Below are 16,436 nucleotides of genomic sequence, written 5' to 3'. Positions count from 1 at the left end.
ATGATGGATACATTGAAAATTGGACCGTACGAGTTTCGCTCCCGCTTGCTTCTGGGTACTGGTAAATTCGCTGACTTGGATACACAAGGGAAAGCGGTAGAGGTGTCGGAAGCAGAAATTTTGACCTTTGCGATTCGTCGCTTAAATTTGGAAAATCCGCAAGAACCGAACTTTTTGGAACAACTGGATTTGAAAAAATTCACCCTGCTACCAAATACAGCAGGTGCCTATACAGCAGAAGAAGCAGTGCGCATCGCCCGTTTGGCTAAAGCATCTGGGCTGTGTGACATGATCAAGGTCGAGGTTATTGGAGACCCGAAAACACTTCTCCCTGACCCGATTGGCACGCTCGAGGCTTCGAAAATCTTGGTGGAAGAAGGCTTTATCGTGCTGACCTACACCAATGACGACCCGATTCTTGCTAGACGACTGCAAGAGGTTGGCGTACATGCGGTTATGCCAGGTGCCTCACCAATTGGTTCAGGGCAAGGGATTGTCAACGAAAACAACCTCCGCTTTATCATTGAGGATGCCAACGTACCGATTATCGTAGATGCAGGAATTGGCTCGCCAGCAGACTGCGCGAAAGCAATGGAGCTGGGTGCTGATGGTGTCTTGTTGAATACAGCCGTCGCTCTCGCTGACAATCCTGTCCTGATGGCAGAAGCGATGAAGCTCGGCGTGGAAGCAGGTCGCAAAGGCTTCTTGGCAGGCCGTATCGCGAAAAAGCGTTACGCGTCCGCGAGCAGCCCGGTCGAAGGGATGATTGAGTAGCGTGGATCGACTGACAGAAGCGGTAGAATCGATCGCCAGCCGCAAAGAAGAGCTGTTCGCTTTATTGGCAGAGCTCGTTTCTTATCCGACTGTGAGTCCTCCAGCGCGAAACAGTGATACCGCACAAGGAGCAATCGCCGACAGGCTGCAAACGATGGGATTCGAGGTAGATCGCTGGACGGTATATCCGGGAGACGACAATATTGTCGGTCGGTTATCAGGGAGTGCCTCAACCTACGCAAACAGCTTGATTGTCAACGGGCATATCGACGTGGCTGAAGTCGGTGATGACATCGGGTGGACCTATCCACCTTTTGCTTTGACACACGGCAAGGATGGGCGCCTGTACGGACGTGGAGTTGCGGATATGAAAGGCGGACTCGCAGCGAGCTTGTTTGCGATCCAAATGCTGCGCGAACACGGAGTGGAGCTCCAGGGAGATCTGCTTTTCCAATCCGTCATCGGAGAAGAAGCGGGTGAAGCGGGGACATTGGTCGCTATCGAGCGTGGCTATCAGGCTGACTACGCCGTTGTAGTGGACACGAGCAATTTGCAAATGCAAGGGCAGGGCGGGGTCATTACAGGCTGGATCACGATTGAGAGTCCGACGACGCTGCATGACGGAATGCGTGCACAGACGATTCATGCAGGCGGACGCGTCCGGGGAGCATCTGCCATTGAAAAAATGACGAAGGTGATCACCGCACTACAGGAGCTGGAGCGGGACTGGGCTGTCATGAAGTCCTATCCCGGCTTCCCGCCAGGCAGCAATACGATCAATCCTGCAGTCATCGAAGGAGGCCGGCACGCTGCGTTCATCGCAGACCGTTGCGCCCTATGGATTACCGTTCATTTTTATCCGAACGAATCCTACGAAGAGATTATTCGAGAGATCGAGGATCACGTCGGGCGTACGGCTGCCGCAGATCTTTGGCTGAGAGACAATCCTCCAACATTCCGCTGGGGTGGACGTTCGATGATTGAGGAGCGCGGTGAAATCTTCCCTTCACTGGAGTTGGATACGAAGCATCCGGGGTTGGTAACGCTGCAATCCGCATATGAAGGTCACATGCATCAAACACCTATCGTTAACATGTCGCCTACGGTTACCGATGCAGGCTGGTTTGCGCATGCAGGCATTCCAGCTGTCCTATTCGGGCCTGGTGAGCTCACGCATGCTCATGCCGTCGATGAATCAATTGATTCTGACCAGCTTGTTCATTTTGCCCAGATCATGGCCCGCTTTATTGCCACCTGGTGCAATACCCCAAAGGAAGCGAAGGAGTGAGTATCGCATGACAACCTTTACTGATCGTCTGAGAAAAAGTGTAGCCCCGATCTGGGAGCGTGTTCATCAACATCCTTTCGTCACGGGACTTGGAGATGGCAGCCTGCCTGTCGGTGCATTCAAATATTACATGAAACAAGACTACATCTACCTGATTGATTACGCGAAAATGTTCGCGATTGCGAGTGTAAAGGCGTACGATCTGGAAACAAGCTCCCGATTCGCTGCTTTGCAAGAATCGACGCTAAACACAGAGATGGAGCTGCATCGCCAATATGCTGAGCGCTTTGGTATCTCTCGCGAGGAGCTGGAAGCGACAGAGCCTTCGTTTGTGATGCTGGGATACACCAGCTACATGCTGCGTGTTGCTCATCAAGGGTCGTTGGCGGAATTGGTGAGTGCACTACTCCCATGCACATGGAGCTATTGGGAAATCGGCAAGCGCTTGGCACAAGTAGAAGGGGCACTGGATCACGAACTGTACGGCGAATGGGTACGTATGTACAGTTCCGATGAATTTGGGCAGTTGGCGATCTGGCTGATTGATATCATGAATCAATTGGCAGAAGGTAAGAGTGAGCAAGAGCTGGCCAAGCTAGAGGAGTATTTTGTCAACACCTCCAAAATGGAGTACATGTTCTGGGACATGTCCTACAGAGAGGAAATGTGGCCGTGGGAGAACAACTAGCTTTCGCCGACGTCAGCTTTTCGTATGGCGACAGGCAGATTCTCGATCATTTTGATCTGCGTGTGGAAAAAGGGGAATTCGTCAGCTTGATCGGTCCGAGCGGGATCGGGAAAAGCACGTTATTTCAGCTCATCGCAGGTCTTCTTGAGCCGGGACGAGGCGAAATCAGGCTCGGCAGTGTACCGGTAGCAAATCGTTTGGGGCAGGTCGGCTATATGCCCCAACGCGATTTGCTCATGCCATGGCGTACGATTGTCGAAAATGCAGCTTTGCCGCTGGAAATCAAAGGTATGACGAAAAAAGAAGCGCATGAGCGTGTCAGACAGCAATTGCCAAGGTATGGTCTTCAGGACTGGGCTGACAGCTATCCAGCCCAGCTTTCCGGCGGGATGCGTCAGCGAGTTTCCTTTTTACGGGCATTGTTTTCAGGCGCAGAGATGATGCTGTTGGATGAACCATTTAGTGCGTTGGATGGAATTACAAGAATGGACATGCAAGAGTGGCTGATGGAAAAATGGCACGAAACAGGCAGCACGATGCTGATGATTACACATGACATCGACGAAGCCATTTTACTTGCCGATCGGATTATCGTGCTTGCAGGTAGTCCGATCACCAAGCCGATGGAATTAACCGTTCCGGTGAGCAGACCGCGAACGGCGAGCAGCCGCAACCAAGCCGAATTTTTGGCATTGCGTGAACAGATTTGGGAACGGCTTCGACAGGATCGCCAAGCAACAATGAAGCCGTTGAGGAGAGAAGCATGATGGGGAGAGGCATATGGTTTGGTATCTCCATCGCCATTTTTCTTCTGGTATGGGAAGCTGGATGTCGCTTCCTCGGGGTGCAGCCCTTCATTTTACCGCCGCCTAGCGCTGTGATTGTGTCTTTGTGGGATTTACGCGCCTCTCTAATAGGGGTACATCTTTGGGCGACGTTAAAGGAAGTGTTACTGGGGCTATCGATCTCGATTGTATTTGGAATCTCCCTTGCATTTGCGATGATTCGCAATCGGATTGTGGAGCGCTTGGTCTATCCGTATATCGTCATCTCCCAAACGATCCCCATTATCGCGTTATCACCCGTATTCATTTTGTGGTTCGGGTATGATTTATCTGGAAAAATCGCGGTTACGATTCTGTTTACTTTCTTTCCGATTGTCGTCAACGCGTATGATGGACTTCGCTCGACGGACAAGGAAATGCTTCAGCTGTTAAAAACCATGGGGGCAACAAACGGACAAATTTTCACCAAGCTGCAACTCCCGTCGAGTTTACCTCATTTCTTCAGTGGTCTAAAAGTGGCAGCTACCTACAGTGTGGCTGGGGCGACCATTGGGGAATGGCTGGGAGCGAGCGAAGGACTCGGGTACTTTGGCAGACGGGCATCCGGTAATTTTCAGGCACCCGCGCTGTTTGCCTCGGTCCTGTTGCTCTCGATTCTCGGTATGCTGCTGTTTTGGCTGGCTGGACGAATCGAACGTCATTTTTCCCCGCATATGAAAATCAAAGGAGAACAACAATGAAACCTTTCAACAAATGGACGAAAGCATTCATGGCACTTACATTGGCAACAGGTCTTGCTGCTTGCGGCAATCAGGCGAGCTCGGATGCTGGTCAGACGCAAGCCCCTGCTGATAAAGGAGTTGCGCCTACTGAGCTGACGATTGCGCTCGATTGGTATCCGAATGCCGTTCATTCCTTCTTGTATGCAGCAGAGGAGCAAGGCTATTTCAAAGACGAAAATCTCAAGGTGACCATGCAAATGCCTTCGGACAGCAATGATCCGTTAAAGATGGCGGCTGCGGGCAAAGTGGATTTGGCAATCAGCTATCAACCACAGCTCATCCAAGCTCGTGCAGAAGGAGTTCCTGTCGTATCTGTAGGTGCACTCGTTCGTCATCCGTTAAACGTGATCATGACGCGCCAAGACAGTGGAATCGATACTCCGCAAAAGTTGGCTGGAAAAAATATTGGTTATCCGTCACTTCCACTTGATGAATCGATTGTACGTCAAGTTGTGAAGCATGGTGGTGGCGATGATTCCGGACTGACCTTCACGGATATCGGCTTTGACATCGTCCCGGCGTTGACGGCCAAAAAGGTCGATGCAGTGGTAGGTGGCTATATCAACCACGAACAACTGATTTTGGAGAAGCACGGCGTTCCAGTCAATGCGTTCAAGCCTTTTGAGTTTGGTGTTCCAGACTATTATGAGCTCGTATTGGCAACAAGTGACGAGACTTTGAGCAAAAAACAGAAAGCAGTGGAAGGTTTCCTGCGTGCGATTGGCAAGGGTCAGGACTATGTGAAAAATAATAAGGAAAAGGCACTCGATTTGTTACTTGCCAAACAGGCTGCCGATTTCCCACTGGAAAAAGACATTGAGACCAAGAGCTTGGATATCCTGATTCCGTTGATGGATGCAGGGGAAAAGCCTTTTGCATACCAGACGGCCGAATCTTGGCAAACACTGATTGATTGGATGAAAAAAGAGAAGCTGATAACAGCTGACATCAAAGCAGATGAGATCATGCGCGATCTCGTGAAGTAATCAGTTAAAAAGCACCCCCTTTGCACGCTTTTGAGAGTCTACTCTCGATTAGCCAGACAGAGGAGGTGCTTTCTCTATGATGTCTTCCCTTTAGGAGGAGAGGGGGAAACAAAGTTCTGCTGTCATCCCTTTTCCTGTATCGCTTGTTAACAGCAGGTGTCCATGATGAGCGGCAGCAATCCGTGCAACCATGGGCAACCCGAGACCATGACCATTTTGTAAGGGAGATTTTCTTTTCGACGAATAAGGCAATTCCACCAAGTCAGGTAGCATGCTTGGCTCAATGCCTTTTCCGTCGTCAGTGATAATCAAAAGAGCATTGCGCTGGTTGGGTGACAGGGCCGTTTGCACGTGGATGTGACAGCCTGATGGGTTATGCACGATGCTGTTTAGGATCAGATTCGTGATGGCGCGGACAAGAAGTTTTTCATCGCCCATTACGAAGCATTGCTCAGTCGTGACATCCAGCTCAATGGTAAACGTCTCTGCCAAATCATTGTTTAAAAAGTCAGTGACAATTTGCCGCGCAAGTGTCGATAGCCGAATCGGTTTGGTATGAATGGGCTGCATTTCGTATTCCAGCATGGAAACGAGATTCAAGTCACTGACCAAAGACCGGAGCTTTTCCCCTTGCTTTCGAATAATGCTTGCTTTTTGCTGCTGCTCGTAAGGCACCGCGTCGCTCTCTTCCAGTTCACTGGCATACCCGAGCACCATTGATAGTGGCGTGCGTATATCGTGGGAGATTCCAGCGATCCAATTCGAGCGTGCTTCGTCTCTGGCTTTTAACAAAGCGTTCTTCTCTTGCAGAAGCGACGATGCATGATTGATGCTTCTTGCAATCCCGCTGAACATTCCTTTTGCCTCGACATGTGTATGCTGATCTTCTGACAGAGCGTGAATCCCGCTAATCAGTGGGCGGATTGCCCGAATGAGTCGAGAGCCAATGAACAGAGAGAGAAGAGCGGCGAGCAGGATATTTCCGAAAAGCAAAGCCAGTAAGCGGTATGGCAAATCGCTTATCCAACTGATCGGAAAATGAAACTGGTACTTGGCGAGACTGTCCTTCGGGTAGCCCACGACGACCAGCCCCAACTCATGCTCCCAAACAAAAACAGGATAGTCCTGTAAGTAATTTCGCGAGAACTGCGCCACTCCTGCCAGAGAATAAGTGCGGGGCAATTCGTTCGGTATGGCGTAGTCCCAGATGACCTTCCCATCGTTTCCAATCAACATGGCCCAAGCCTGGCTTTTTTGCAACCACTCTTGTGCATTTGGTTCCAACGTATAGTGGGAACCGTTCTTGTGCAGCCCCTCTGCGACAGCTTGTGTGACGTGGATGGGAGGAGAGCCCTCGTTCATTCCTTTGAAAACAAATGTGCCGAGAATGATGTAATTGACGATGAGCAAAAAGACGGCGATCAGGATAGAAGCACCTGTATAACGACGTAAAATTCGTGCGGCTCCATCCATCTACAACTCTTCCTTTACGAGTAATTTGTATCCGAGTCCTCTTACCGTGAGCAAATATTCAGGAGTGGACGGGCATGGCTCGATCTTTTCGCGAATGCGCCTCATATGAACCATCAGGGTGTTTTCATACCCGTAGTAATCGTCCCCCCATACGGATTGGCACAGGGCATCGCTCGTGACGATTCGTCCTCGATTTTCATAGAGTTTTCGCAAGAGCGCGTGTTCCTTTGCAGTCAGAGCATATTCGTGGTGATCTCTCGTCACGATTGCTGCCTCCAAATCGATCGTACTATCACCAAGCTGGAAAACGGGGAGACGATCGATTTGGGGAGGAGCGTAAACGCGTCGTAAAATGACCAGAAGACGAAGAACGAGCTCGCGCGGTAAAAATGGTTTCACAATATAGTCGTCAGCGCCCAGGCCAAGTCCGAGCAATCGATCTTCATCTTCCCCTCTCGCTGACAGAAAAATGACAGGGATTTGCGAGAAACGACGGATCGAAGTCAATAGTCCAAATCCATCGCCATCAGGAAGCATGACATCCAGGATCGCGATATCTGGCTTGTCCGAAGCGCATATCTCTAACGCCTCTTTACAACTACCCGCATGAAAAATTCGAGAGAATCCTTCCTTACGTAAAAATCCATCGATCATGTTTCTGATTTCTAGCTCATCTTCCACAATGAGCACTTTTTTCTGTTTCCACTCTTCCATATTGAATCACCCGTATTTATTATACTCGTTCGATTTGTGTGTTCTACCCACTCGGAGTCGATTTAAGGTTGTTGTAAGATTCTTGTCAGCTTATCGACGGGTTGGGACTCTAAGATTTCGTAGGAGAGACCAACAGATAGGAGCGAGAAGAGATGAATACGGTGATTCGAACAGAAAACCTTTCCAAAAACTACGGAGGAGCCTATTGCGTCCAGCGGGTGAATCTTGCGGTAGGAGAAAGGGAGGTCTATGGCTTCCTCGGTCCAAATGGTGCAGGAAAATCGACGACTCTGAAAATGCTGCTAGGCTTAGTCAAGCCGACTGAAGGGAGTGTATCTGTATTCGGGAAGGATTTTAGCAGGAATCGACTTGAGATATTGAGTCAGACGGGTTCCTTGATCGAGGCTCCTTCCTATTACGGCCATCTTACCGGTCTGGAAAATATGCGCGTCATGCAGCGGTTGCGAGATGTCCCGGACAAACAAGTAGAGAAGGCCCTGCAAATCGTTCGTTTGGAAAAACAACAGAACAAAAAGGTAGACCAGTATTCGCTCGGGATGAAACAGCGACTGGGAATTGCCATGGCTTTGCTGCATTTTCCAAAGCTCGTCATCCTCGACGAACCGACAAACGGTCTGGACCCTGCGGGAATCGGCGAAATTCGGGAATTGATTCAATCATTGCCACACCAGTATGGAATGACGGTCTTGCTCTCCAGCCATCTGCTATCGGAAATCGAGCAAGTCGCCACGTCCATCGGCATTATCCACGGGGGGAAACTCTTGTTTCAAGGGAGTATGGAGCAACTGCAACGGAATAGTCGGCCTCGTGTTTGGATGAAAACACAGGACAATGACAAAGCGAGAAGAGTTCTTCAAGAGCGGGAGCTTTCTCCAAGTCTCCAAGATGGCTTCCTTGTTATGGAAGGGATGGGGGATAGAGAGGTAGCCCAGACAAACCGGGCGCTGATGATGGCGGGCATTGATGTTTATCGCATTGAAGTGCACAAACAAAGCTTGGAGAGTATTTTCCTTTCCCTTACAGGCAAGGAGGGAAGTTTGTAATGCGGATGCTTTGGCTGGAGTTTTATAAAATTCGACATAAGCGTTTGTTTCTCATGCTTGCCATTCTTTTGAGTATCGAACTGGCATGGGGGTTTATGGCTGTCAGTATCTCCATGACAAAAAATCCGGATGCGCAGACGTGGAGCGCCATACTTGTCACGATTACAGCCATGAACGGATTGTTTTTGCCGATCGGTTCGGCTGTCATTGTTTCACGGATTTGTGATATGGAACACAAAGGGCGTACATGGAAGCTGCTGATGGCTGCTTCTGTCAGTAGGAAAGCTGTTTATGCGGCAAAATTCGTCTCTGCGGCTGTTTTGATGGGAGGTGCCGTCATTCTACAAGCTTTGGCGATCGTGGCCTTTGGCATTGGTTTTGGTTTAGCCGAGCCAGTCCAGATTGGCCTATTACTCCGCTTTGTGGTAGGAACCACGGTGACAACACTCGTGGTGATCGCTCTGCAACAATGGGTCTCTCTCGCCATCAAAAATCAGGCGTTCAGCCTATGCCTTGGGATGATCGGGGGATTCATTGGCATGACAGCAAGCTTGTTTCCGCCACAAGTCGGACGCCTTTTCATCTGGTCGTACTATGTAAACTTTTCGCCCGTTACGTATCAGTACGTGAACGAAACTATGCGGTTTACTACACGAGAAATCGGCATTCAATTGCCGATCATCGTCGTACTCATGGGCATCGCATTTTACCTTGCTGGGAGCATTCACGTATCCCGGCAAGACGTATAGGGAGGACCTTGTATGCTAATCAGATGTTTGGGAGCAGAATGGGTAAAACTTCGACGCTCTCGTATATGGCTCGTTTTGCTTGTGCTTCCTGTTTTCAGTACGCTGATCGGTTTTGCCAACTACTGGATGAACCAAGCGATCCTGCAAAATGGCTGGTACAGCCTGTGGACGCAGGTGAGCTTGTTCTACGGAGAATTTTTCTTGCCCATTCTCATCGCAATCTGCTGTTCGTTTGCGTGCAGATTGGAGCATGTAAACCGAAACTGGAATGTAATCCTGACAGCGCCTGTATCGACTCCAACGATTTTTTTCGCGAAGCTGGTGGTGGTTGGCGTTCTTCTTTTTGGTGTGCAGCTTTTCTTCTTCGTGCTGTATATTTGCGCGGGTTTCATCGCTGGACTACATGCACATTTTTCGTTTCCTTTGGAAGTGTTCGGGTGGATGATGCGAGGCTGGCTGGCTTCGCTCACCATTATTTCCTTCCAGCTATGGCTTTCTACGCGGATACAGAGCTTTGCTGTACCTGTCGGCATTAGTGTTTGCTCTGTTTTTGTAGGGTTGGGCTTGTATGTGTCTGGGCTCGGGATGTTCTTTCCCCAGTCACTTTTGACGATTGGCATGGGCGTGCTCAGTCAAGAAAGTTTGTCACTAGGAGAGCTGGGGGCGTTCGTGGTCATGTGTGTACTGTTCGTGACGAGCGGTTGTGCGCTGGGGATTCGTCGTCTTACGAGAGAAGGGTTTTAACAGTTTTCGCCATATTAACGGTTTCCCTTTCCTGTCAAACAACCTTATAATAGAAGGTGAATGATCGAATGAGGAGAAGTTTCCATGGACGATAAACACATAAACAAGACGAATAGCAAATGGGTGATCTGGGGGTTTATTCTCAGCGTACTCGCTTGTGCTGTGTCTATGGTGATTTTTATCTACGTGATGCGCAACTGACAGCACATGATGGAAGCGTCAAAAAACCGCTCGTTCCATAGAGCGGTTTTTTGCTGTGGTGTTAGCGGGATATCGCTGTTATTTTTCGGATGGCTTCTTCTTGTGATACCTGGTTCAGCTCAGTAAAGCCAAGGTTGGAAAGAGCAATTGTTTTTCCTTGATAGATTGGATAAATGCCTTGCCAGAGACCTGCTGTACTGTACAGCTGTGATCCGCTCACTTTTCGTAAAAACAATAAATAATTCCCTTCCGCCAGCGGCCCAGGATATTGCAGGTTGAGCGGACTGGAGGCATCAGGAAGCGGCTCTACGCCAGTGCTAACGACTGTTAATAGTCGGGATGCTGTGCCTTTTACGGCCTTTTTTACCTGGAGTCTTTGTGTGTAGTTCACGATCTTACCCTGGGGAAGGGTGCGTCCCGTGGGATACGCCCGATGGGTACTGTCTACCCGCCCGATGACGATCAAGTCGCACTTTTTGACGAGCTCCGCAAGGGAAGAAAAGGGGGAGGGATCTACTTGTACCCGCCCGATGTCCGTTTGGGCATGGACAGGGAATGAAAAGCTGCAGAGAAGTGACAGACAAAGCAGCAATTGATAGAACATGAAACCATTTCCTCCAAACAAAAGAAGTCTTGAAGGTAGTATGAACGGAATGGGTATCGTTCATGCCTGTATGTTTTTAGTATAATGGTAATATTCCGAATAAATAGAATACGTGCTATCATGGTGGCGTACTGTGATTTGTTGGTTGAAATCGCCCAGACTATGACAAGGAGGTTATCATGAATCAATTATTTGCTTTTCGACGTGTCGGTACGTGGTTTTTCGTGTTGGCTCTTTTGTTGCAGGTAGCAGCTTCGCCTGCGCTAGCCAAGGAAGAGGCCACTTCTTCTAGTCCTCTTGCACTCCACATAGAAAAATTCCTCGCCGATTTGAAAAACGATGAGAATAGCAAGGGGATGTACGCTGGAATTGCGGTCTACGATCTACCCGACAAAAGGTACGTATATAAGCACAATGCCGAACGAAATTTTATCCCGGCTTCCAACATGAAGCTGTTTACGACCATTGCGGGTATGGATAAGCTGGGGCCGGATTATCAATGGAAGACCGAGGTGTTTGTTTCAGGAAAGGTAAATAACGGAGGTATTTTGCAAGGAGATCTGATTTTAAAAGGCTATGGGGACCCTAGTCTGAAGCCAGAGGATTTGCAGCAAATGGCAAAAGCCATCAAAGATTTGGGGATCAAACGAATCAATGGAAACCTGCTTCTCGATGACAGCTATTTCGATGAGACGAGACTGGGCACGAGCTGGATGTGGGATGACGAACCGTATGGGTACAGCGCTCAGATAAGTGGATTAGCCGTAAATAAAAACGTTACGACCCTAACCGCAACCCCTGGAAAAACGGTGAACGATGCCCCCGTCCTGACGATGAACCCAGCTACCACATACATAACAGTCACAAACCAGTTGAAAACGACAGCGGGCAAGGAGAGCAACGTGCTTGTCGAGCGTCCGCGCGGAAAAAATGAAATCATCGTATCCGGTACGATCGGGGTGCAAGCAGCTCCTTATGATGAAGATGTCACGATGGAAGACCCGGCTTTTTATGTAGGCGATCTATGGAAGGATCAGTTGCAAAAACAAGGGATTGCCTTACATCCGAAGGCAGAAGTGAAAAAAACCGTGCTGCAAAGCGGAGTGCCTCTCTATACCCACTTGTCCAAACCATTAGGTGAGATCACGGTGGAGCTCAATAAGGATAGTGACAATTTCTATGCGGAGATGCTTGTAAAGACACTGGGCGTTACCCAGAAAGGTGAGGGCAGCTTTGAAGCAGGCAGTGAGGCGGTAGCGGACGTGATGAAGCGAGCTGGCATTGAGTCAGGCTTCCGTCAGGTAGACGGCTCCGGGTTATCGAGATTTAATATGATCACTCCGGAACAGATAATCGAAACACTCATCTTTTTGCAGGAGCAAGAATATCGAACGGAACTGGAAAAATCACTCCCAATCGCGGGAGTAGACGGCACCTTGAAAAACCGCATGAAAGGAACCAGTGCGGAAAAAAACCTGGTAGCGAAGACAGGCTCATTAAGCGGAGTCAATACGATGTCGGGTTATGTAACGGCAAAAAATGGTCATAAGCTGGCCTTCTCGATTTTGATCAACGGCATTTATAAATCGAAGTATGCAAGGGAGCTACAGGATCGAATCGGAATTTTGTTAACAACCTACCCGGATATCGCAGCACCGGAAGGATTCAGCCTTCCAGAGAAAAAGTCGTACCCACTCTCTGCTATGATCGATCCCATCCTAGATACGCCGGAAGCAGCAGGGGTAACGGCTGGAATCTTGATCAAATCGTTGGATTCAACAGGTGATCCTGTTTTATACGAGCGGGATGCGGACACACTGATTACCCCAGCTTCGAATTTGAAGCTGTTGACGACCGCAACCGCGTTGAACCAGCTTGGCTCGGATTACGTCTTTAAAACAGAAGTGTATGGAGATGCCCCGATCACCTCAAGGGGCATACAACAAGGCAATCTGTATGTGAAAGGATACGGTGACCCTACCTTGCATACGGAGAATGCACTACAGGTGCAGGAAGGTGTGTCGATTGAAAAAATAGCGGGGTGGCTCAAGCAACAAGGAATCACGCGTATCAACGGGAACCTCGTGATGGATGACAGCTACTTTGATCAACAACGGCTTGGCCTCGGCTGGGCATGGGATGACGAGAGCTACTATTACAACCCGACCATAGGGGCTCTCGCATTAAACCGAGGGACGGTCATGATCGAATTCAAGCCCGCTAACGATGCTGGCAAGCCAGTGGACATCAATGTGCTACCCAAAACAGCGTATGTGCAGGTGATCAATGAAGCCAAGACCGTACAAAAAGGGGAAGAAAATACGTTTGCGATCCTGCGTGACCGTGGAGCAAATACCATCAGACTGTCAGGGAACCTCCCGCTTGATCACGAAGGGGATTACGAGCGCGTACCCGTGGAGGAGCCAGCCAAGTACGTGGGGACCGTACTGAAGGAAACGTTGCAGCAGCAAGGAATTGCGTTTGCTCCAAAAAGCGAAGTGCTGATCCAGCCAGTTCCTCCTGCAGCTGTGAAATGGACACAATTTGAGTCACTGCCGCTCAAGGACATCGTTAAGTACCTCAACAAGCGAAGTGACAATTACTACGCAGAAATTCTCCTCAAGACGCTCGGAGCGGCAAAGAAAGGCAAAGGGAGCGCAGCCAGTGGTGCAGAGGTCGTTCAGGAAGCTGTAGCTTCACTTGGCGGGAATACCACCTTCGACATGATGGATGGGTCTGGTTTGACCCGCTACAATCTAATTTCTGCTCGGCAGATCGCATCTGTGCTTGAAGGGATGACCAAGGAATCGACATTTGCTGCTTATGATGAATCTTTACCCATAGCGGGAATAGATGGTACACTGAAAAACCGCTTGAAGGACACACCTGCCGCAAATAATCTTCATGCGAAGACAGGTTCGATGACGGGTGTGAACACACTGTCAGGCTATATCACGACAAAAGGCGGGGAGAAGCTCATCGTTTCGATTCTATTTAATGGCTATGTCGAGGATGAAGAGCTGTTTACCAAGATGCAGGATCAGATTATTACGATACTAGCCAGTTACGAATAGATATACGAAAAAGGAGTGCCAATTACTAGGTGCTCCTTTTTCTGTTGGTATCGTCTCCTGAACTGGGTCAATGCCTGTAGCGGTCAATCAACGGGCGACATATCTATATTCAGATTAGGATGCAGACGAAGTATAGAACAGCGGTGAAGGAGGGGAAAAAGAAAAGATGCACCCTGCACTCTTTCATTGGAAGCGTTTGGAGCAAGTCGTAACAGAAGTGCTTGTACAGGCAGGTGCCAGACATGAGCATGCAAGGCTTGTCGCAGAATCCCTCATCCATGCTGATTTGCGCGGCATCGAATCCCATGGTTTGGCGAGGCTGCCGATCTATATCCAACGAATCGAAGCAGGCTTGATCGAATTGAATGATGAACCTGTTGTATGGAAACAGGAGGGAGCAACAGCATTGGTAGACGGCAAAAACCATTTGGGTGCGGTAGTCGGGGTTGCGGCATTGGAGGAAGCAATTAAATTGTCGCGGCAGATGGGAATCGGGATAGTTGGTGTTCGGCATTCCAACCACTTTGGCTCCTGTTCGTACTATGCAGAACGAGCGATCTCAGAAGGAAAGATTCTCATTGTCCTTTCTAACGCCCCCGAAGCCATGGCGCCAACAGGTGGGATTCGCCCTTTTTTCGGAACAAATCCGATTGCAGCGGGAATACCGGCAGGAGAAGAGCCATCCTTTTTGCTAGATATGGCTACAAGTGTTGCTGCCAGGGGAAAAATCGCCTTAGCCGTTAAAAAAGGAGAATCCATTCCTGCAGATTGGGCCATCGATGCCAATGGGAAGGAAACGACTGATCCTACAAAAGCCTTGTTAGGCTCACTTTTGCCGATCGGGGGAGCAAAGGGATACGGATTGGCGATGTTCATCGATATCTTGTGTGGGCTGCTAACCGGTGCAGCAACGGGACCACATGTAAAAAGCCTGTATGACAATTGGCACGATCCACAAAACGTAGGACATCTATTCTTGACAGTGGATATTGAACGATTTATACCACTCCCCGATTTTTGTGCCAATATGGATGCCTACATTCGTGAGGTGAAAAGTGTACCTAGGAAAGAAGGTGTCTCGGACATTTTCATTCCTGGGGAGATCGAGAGCCGAAAAAAGCAAGAACGAATGGAAAACGGTATTCCTTTCGATCCAAATCTGACAAAAGAACTGAGCCAATTATGCCGCACCTATGGAGTCGATTTGCAGGCAGCGTGTTATCTCCCCTAACCAGATTTCCTTTCGCAGGCGGTTTCATGGACAATCCATCCGACATAGACTAATGTCATCGGTTTGGAAAGGAGTGAACCGTCTATGCAACGACACATGTGCAAAGGCAAAATTCACAGAGCGACAGTTACGCAGGCCGAACTGGATTACGTGGGGAGTATCACAATTGACGTTGCTCTCATGGATGCGGCAGATATCAAGCCTTATGAAATCGTGCAAGTAACCAGTTTGCGTAATGCCACGCGCTGGAAAACATACGCGTTACCCGGAGCATCGGGAAGCGGAGTCATCTGTTTGAACGGTCCACCTGCCCACTTATTCTCGCCGGGAGATCTCGTCATCATTTTGAGTATGGGCATGTACGATGAATCCGAGATGGAACAGCTCGTTCCCAAGGTCGTGTTTGTGGACGAACAGAATCGCCTCACGAAAATAGAGGAGCATCATCTGATAAAGAATGGAGAGACACTGCCATAAAACCGCCAAACGTAGGAAAATGGGGCAAGCATAAACACATGGTCAAAGACGAACTTTTGCTGGAGTATTTGCCCAAAACCCGCGTGTACTCTCCTGAAGAGCTTTGGGAGTATGCAGAAGCGTTTACACACGTGATGCTGAAGCCTTCGGGAGGCGGCGGTGGGGCAGGGATTATTCAAGTAACGGCGCGAGGAGAAGAGAAGTATTTGGTCCATAGTGGGAGTCGTCAGCGTCTCGTGGAGGGGAAGGAGGCCACGATCCGATACGTGGAGTCGTTGTTTCGACCTAAAACATATCTGCTCCAGCCACGTATCCCACTCGGGAAAATCAAGGGCAAGCCTTTTGATGTGCGTGTCATGATCCAGCGCAGGAGCAATAAGGAGCCTTGGGTGATAACGGGGTGGTGTGCAAAGCTTGCAGGTCCGGGCTTTGTCGTGACAAATGTGGCTCGCAGCCGTGGAAAAGTTTTGCCCATCCAGACAGCAATCAAGCTGTCGAATATAAAAGCGGGCCCACATCTCTTGCGTGATATCCGCATGATAGCATCGGCAGTAGCTAATCGATTGGGAAGAGTCTATCCGACACTACGGGAGATCGGTTTGGACTTAGGGATTGATGTGGATGGCAAACCGTGGATTATTGAGGCCAACTTCCGACCTTCACTTGCTCTCTTTCAAAAGCTGGAGGATAAGACCTTTTACAAACGAATTGTTTCCATGCGAAAACGATAAGAGGAAAACCACTTGTCGTTGTGGTTCAAACGGTAAGAGATGGACAGGTGGTTTTCTCAGTTTTTTTTCAA

Annotated in this window: 16 protein-coding genes; 13 read left to right on the top strand and 3 right to left on the bottom strand. The window is 49.2% G+C overall.

Annotated elements, in window-relative coordinates:
- From HP570_RS00690 to HP570_RS00665, 6 genes are read left to right on the top strand one after another with little or no spacing between them, the layout of a single operon-like run.
- The gene (locus HP570_RS00690) at positions 1–774 is read left to right on the top strand and encodes a thiazole synthase (RefSeq protein WP_173606046.1); all 774 of its coding nucleotides are present in this window, start codon (positions 1–3) and stop codon (positions 772–774) included.
- Positions 767–2,062, top strand: coding sequence for an acetylornithine deacetylase (locus tag HP570_RS00685; RefSeq protein ID WP_173624604.1), 1,296 nt, complete (start codon positions 767–769; stop codon positions 2,060–2,062). The genes HP570_RS00690 and HP570_RS00685 overlap by 8 nt, the downstream gene beginning before the upstream one ends.
- 7 nt (positions 2,063–2,069) lie before the next feature.
- Positions 2,070–2,750 (top strand): thiaminase II, encoded by a 681-nt coding sequence (gene tenA / locus HP570_RS00680; protein WP_064199701.1) that lies wholly within the window; start codon positions 2,070–2,072, stop codon positions 2,748–2,750.
- Positions 2,735–3,517 carry an ABC transporter ATP-binding protein gene (locus tag HP570_RS00675; protein WP_173624603.1) on the top strand — a complete coding sequence of 261 codons (783 nt, stop codon included), beginning with the start codon at positions 2,735–2,737 and terminating at the stop codon, positions 3,515–3,517. Before tenA ends, HP570_RS00675 begins: the two co-directional genes overlap by 16 nt.
- Positions 3,517–4,275, top strand: a complete 759-nt coding sequence (locus tag HP570_RS00670; RefSeq protein ID WP_173606098.1) for an ABC transporter permease — start codon at positions 3,517–3,519, stop codon at positions 4,273–4,275. The genes HP570_RS00675 and HP570_RS00670 overlap by 1 nt, the downstream gene beginning before the upstream one ends.
- Positions 4,272–5,303: an ABC transporter substrate-binding protein gene (locus tag HP570_RS00665; RefSeq protein ID WP_173624602.1), complete on the top strand. Its 1,032-nt coding sequence runs from the start codon at positions 4,272–4,274 to the stop codon at positions 5,301–5,303. The genes HP570_RS00670 and HP570_RS00665 overlap by 4 nt, the downstream gene beginning before the upstream one ends.
- 90 nt (positions 5,304–5,393) lie before the next feature.
- On the opposite strand, the gene HP570_RS00660 is transcribed toward HP570_RS00665, so the two are convergent.
- Both HP570_RS00660 and HP570_RS00655 read right to left on the bottom strand, forming a co-directional pair.
- A complete protein-coding gene (locus tag HP570_RS00660; protein ID WP_173624601.1) occupies positions 5,394–6,776 on the bottom strand; it encodes a sensor histidine kinase in 1,383 nt (460 codons plus the stop codon).
- Positions 6,777–7,490 carry a response regulator transcription factor gene (locus tag HP570_RS00655; protein ID WP_172138770.1) on the bottom strand — a complete coding sequence of 238 codons (714 nt, stop codon included), beginning with the start codon at positions 7,488–7,490 and terminating at the stop codon, positions 6,777–6,779.
- Between the two features lie 152 nt (positions 7,491–7,642).
- On the opposite strand from HP570_RS00655, the gene HP570_RS00650 reads away from it, so the two are divergent.
- Genes HP570_RS00650 through HP570_RS00640 form a run of 3 tightly spaced genes read left to right on the top strand, consistent with a single transcriptional unit; the run spans position 7,643 to position 10,047 of the window.
- Positions 7,643–8,554, top strand: coding sequence for an ABC transporter ATP-binding protein (locus HP570_RS00650; protein ID WP_173624600.1), 912 nt, complete (start codon positions 7,643–7,645; stop codon positions 8,552–8,554).
- Positions 8,554–9,303 (top strand): ABC transporter permease, encoded by a 750-nt coding sequence (locus tag HP570_RS00645; RefSeq protein WP_173624599.1) that lies wholly within the window; start codon positions 8,554–8,556, stop codon positions 9,301–9,303. Before HP570_RS00650 ends, HP570_RS00645 begins: the two co-directional genes overlap by 1 nt.
- A 12-nt stretch (positions 9,304–9,315) precedes the next feature.
- On the top strand, positions 9,316–10,047 hold the full coding sequence (locus HP570_RS00640; protein ID WP_173624598.1) for an ABC transporter permease: 732 nt from the start codon (positions 9,316–9,318) through the stop codon (positions 10,045–10,047).
- Between the two features lie 262 nt (positions 10,048–10,309).
- Here the strand turns inward: HP570_RS00640 and HP570_RS00635 are convergent, their stop codons facing one another.
- Positions 10,310–10,852 carry a hypothetical protein gene (locus HP570_RS00635; protein WP_173624597.1) on the bottom strand — a complete coding sequence of 181 codons (543 nt, stop codon included), beginning with the start codon at positions 10,850–10,852 and terminating at the stop codon, positions 10,310–10,312.
- Between the two features lie 179 nt (positions 10,853–11,031).
- Here HP570_RS00635 and dacB point away from each other — a divergent pair, with 179 nt between their 5' ends.
- The 4 genes from dacB (at position 11,032) to HP570_RS00615 (ending at position 16,365) form a co-directional block, all read left to right on the top strand.
- A complete protein-coding gene (dacB, locus tag HP570_RS00630) occupies positions 11,032–13,926 on the top strand; it encodes a D-alanyl-D-alanine carboxypeptidase/D-alanyl-D-alanine endopeptidase (protein WP_173624596.1) in 2,895 nt (964 codons plus the stop codon).
- 166 nt (positions 13,927–14,092) lie between these two features.
- Positions 14,093–15,157, top strand: a complete 1,065-nt coding sequence (locus HP570_RS00625; RefSeq protein ID WP_173624595.1) for an Ldh family oxidoreductase — start codon at positions 14,093–14,095, stop codon at positions 15,155–15,157.
- Between the two features lie 84 nt (positions 15,158–15,241).
- Complete coding sequence (gene panD / locus HP570_RS00620; RefSeq protein WP_173624594.1) at positions 15,242–15,634, top strand: aspartate 1-decarboxylase; 393 nt, start codon at positions 15,242–15,244, stop codon at positions 15,632–15,634.
- Between the two features lie 38 nt (positions 15,635–15,672).
- Positions 15,673–16,365: a YheC/YheD family protein gene (locus HP570_RS00615; protein WP_173624593.1), complete on the top strand. Its 693-nt coding sequence runs from the start codon at positions 15,673–15,675 to the stop codon at positions 16,363–16,365.
- The last annotated feature ends 71 nt before the right edge of the window (positions 16,366–16,436 follow it).

It is taken from the genome of Brevibacillus sp. RS1.1, from assembly GCF_013284365.1.
GTDB lineage: Bacteria > Bacillota > Bacilli > Brevibacillales > Brevibacillaceae > Brevibacillus > Brevibacillus brevis_D.
Note: the sequence above shows the minus strand (reverse complement) of the source record. Positions and strands in the feature narration are given on the sequence as shown.